The organism is Ilumatobacter nonamiensis YM16-303 (genome assembly GCF_000350145.1).
Taxonomy (GTDB): Bacteria; Actinomycetota; Acidimicrobiia; order Acidimicrobiales; family Ilumatobacteraceae; genus Ilumatobacter_A; species Ilumatobacter_A nonamiensis.
The window spans coordinates 1-2,729 of sequence record NZ_BAOL01000249.1; the positions used below are offsets into that span (position 1 = coordinate 1).

A 2,729-nucleotide genomic window follows, 5' to 3' on the forward strand; every position below is an offset into this window, starting at 1 on the left:
TCGTGAACAGTTCGCGCACGGAGCGCGAGAACAGTTCACGAGAACGGGTTCAGGCGCGGATGGCGATGTTGAGGTTGGGGCCGTCGAGTTGCGGGCCGGTCTGGACCCGCTTGCGGGCGGCGTTCAGCTCGGCGCACATGATGACCGTGATGCCGATCAGGCCGAGCCAGGTGATCAGTCCGATGACGGTGTTGATGGTCGCGTAGGCCTGGCTGCTGTCGGCGAACCGCTGGACCAGTGTGGTGCCGAAGTTCTGGAGGACGGTGAACACGACCCCCGCGATGACGGCGCCGAGCCACACGTCTCGCCAGGTGGGGGAGTACGAGGTCAGGAAGCGGTACATCGCCGCGATCACGAGGATGTTGATGGCGACCGTTGCCGCGATCAGCGCGACGTTGCTCACGGCAGGGAGGCCGGCCGCACTCACGATGGAGGCGATCACGAGGGAACCGATCTGGGAGGCGGCGATGATCGCGAGCCCGAGCAGTGCCTTGCCGCGCTGCACCGGCATTCCGGCACGGTCGTCGACGTCGACCTCCCATGTGTCGTCGAGTGCGCTCTGCAACCCGACGAACGCCTTGGTGGACGACCACAGCGCACCGCCGAGGCCGATGACGAGCGCCCACCAACTGCCCTTGATCGCCGTCGGGTCCTCTTGAAGCTCCTTGCCGATGACGGGGATCTCGCTCGCGGCGCCGTCGATGATCCGCTGCTGGAGCTCGACGTTGTCCTGCAACACGAATCCGAGGATCGTGACCGCCGCCAACATCAGCGGGAAGATCGACAGGAACGAGAAGAACGCGAGGACCGATGCGTTGCGTCCGGACAGGTGTCGCCGCCAGCCGTCCATCATCTCGGCGAACACATCGAACGCATGCCAACGCTCGCGGTACGTCATCACCTTGTCGCTCGTCGTCCAAGCCATTCTCAGTGCATACCCGGTTCAGTGGGATCGGAACCAACCAGGCTCCAGTCGACGGGTTCTCGACCGAGTCGGATCAGCTCCTCGTTCGCGCGACTGAACGGCTTGCTGCCGAAGAATCCGTTGCTCGCCGAGAACGGTGACGGGTGCGTCGACTCGATGATCCCGTGGCGACTCGTGTCGACACGTTCGCGTTTCCGTCGGGCGTGGTTGCCCCACAGGATGAACACGACGGGTTCCTCGTGCGCCGCGGCCACATCGGTCACCCGGTCGGTGAAGGTCTCCCACCCGTGACCGGAGTGCGATCCTGCCTGCCCGGCGCGCACGGTCAGCGACGTGTTCAACAGCAGCACCCCCGATCGTGCCCACGGCTCGAGGTTGCCGTGGTCGGGAATCGGGAGTCCGAGGTCGTCGTGGAGCTCTTTGTGGATGTTGCGCAACGACGGCGGGACCTGCACGCCGGAACGGACCGAGAACGCGAGCCCGTGCGCCTGCCGCGGTCCGTGGTACGGATCCTGGCCGACGATCACGACCTTCAAGTCGGCGTACGAGGTGAGGTGGAGCGCGGCGAACACGTCCTCGTGGGGTGGATACACCGTGTGGTGCCGTCGTTCGCCGGCCACGAAGTCCTGGAGTTCTGTCCAGTACGGCTGGTCGAACTCCGCGCGGAGCAGCGGGTTCCAGTCCGTGGTCGCCATCTTCGCGAGCTTGCCACGTTCGTCCGGGCGCGCGAAGCGGTGGCTCGGGTGGTGGTCCTACGATGCACCCGTGTTCGATCATCTGCCTCGCGCCACGCTCGCAACGTTGCCCACCCCGCTCGAAGCGGCCGATCGAGGCAGCGCCGACGGTCCGCGGCTGTGGATCAAACGCGACGACCTGACCGGTCTGGGTGGCGGAGGGAACAAGGCGCGCAAGCTCGAGTTCCTCTGTGGCGAGGCGCTCGCGGCGCAGGCGAAGGCCCTGGTCACGGTGGGGGCTGCGCAGTCGAACCACTGCCGGATGACGGCAGCGGCAGGGAGCCGGCTCGGCCTCGAGGTGCATCTCGTGCTGTCCGGTGATGCTCCGGTTCGGGCACCGACGGGAAACCAACTGCTGTCCACGATGTTCGGCGCGCAGATGCACTACACCGGTGCCGCCGAGAGCCACTGGGGTGAGCTCGAGATCGCGCGTGAAGCGCTCACCGACGAACTCGCCGAGGAGGGTCTCGCACCGGGTTCGATCCCCATCGGGGGGAGTACTGCGACCGGCGCGGTCGGATATGCGCTGGCATTCGTGGAACTGATCGAACAATGCGCGGCCTCGGGGTTCGTCCCGCGCGCCGTCGCGGTCACGTCGTCCAGCGGCGGGACCCATGCCGGGCTGCTCGCCGGTCGCGCGGCGCTCATCGCGACCGGTCGACTCGACGCTGCCACCGCTCCCGATGTCGTCGCGATCGGGGTCGCGAAGGGCGTCAACCTCGGTCATCCCGACGTCGCCGCGCTCGCTGACGACGCACTCGCACTGATGCAGGTCGACGCCACCGTCGATCCCGAGGACGTGGAGGTCGACACCCGGTGGCTCGGTGACGACTACGCCGAGCCCACCGTCGCTGGTGCCGCGGCGATCGACTGGGCCGCTCGCCGCGGAGGCTGGCTGATGGACCCGACGTATTCCGGCAAGGGGTTCTCGGGGATGCTCGGCCAGATCGACGAGGGCCGCTGGACCGCCGACGACGACGTCGTGTTCATCCACACCGGCGGCTGGCCCGCCCTCTTCGCCTGACCCGCCACCACCCCGTTCTCGTGAACTTGTCCGGCGCTCCGTGCGC

3 protein-coding genes are annotated in these 2,729 nt (G+C 67.4%); 1 reads left to right on the top strand and 2 read right to left on the bottom strand.

The annotated features are described in order from the left end of the window. Window positions 1–49: 49 nt before the first annotated feature. Both ON45_RS18850 and ON45_RS18855 read right to left on the bottom strand, forming a co-directional pair. A complete protein-coding gene (locus ON45_RS18850; RefSeq protein WP_040496018.1) occupies window positions 50–925 on the bottom strand; it encodes a YihY/virulence factor BrkB family protein in 876 nt (291 codons plus the stop codon). Window positions 926–927: 2 nt separating this feature from the next. Beyond that, window positions 928–1,620 (bottom strand): uracil-DNA glycosylase, encoded by a 693-nt coding sequence (locus tag ON45_RS18855; protein ID WP_051063370.1) that lies wholly within the window; start codon window positions 1,618–1,620, stop codon window positions 928–930. Between the two features lie 70 nt (window positions 1,621–1,690). Between ON45_RS18855 and ON45_RS18860 the strand changes: the two genes are divergently transcribed. Further along, window positions 1,691–2,683, top strand: coding sequence for a 1-aminocyclopropane-1-carboxylate deaminase/D-cysteine desulfhydrase (locus tag ON45_RS18860; RefSeq protein ID WP_040496022.1), 993 nt, complete (start codon window positions 1,691–1,693; stop codon window positions 2,681–2,683). Window positions 2,684–2,729: the final 46 nt, after the last annotated feature.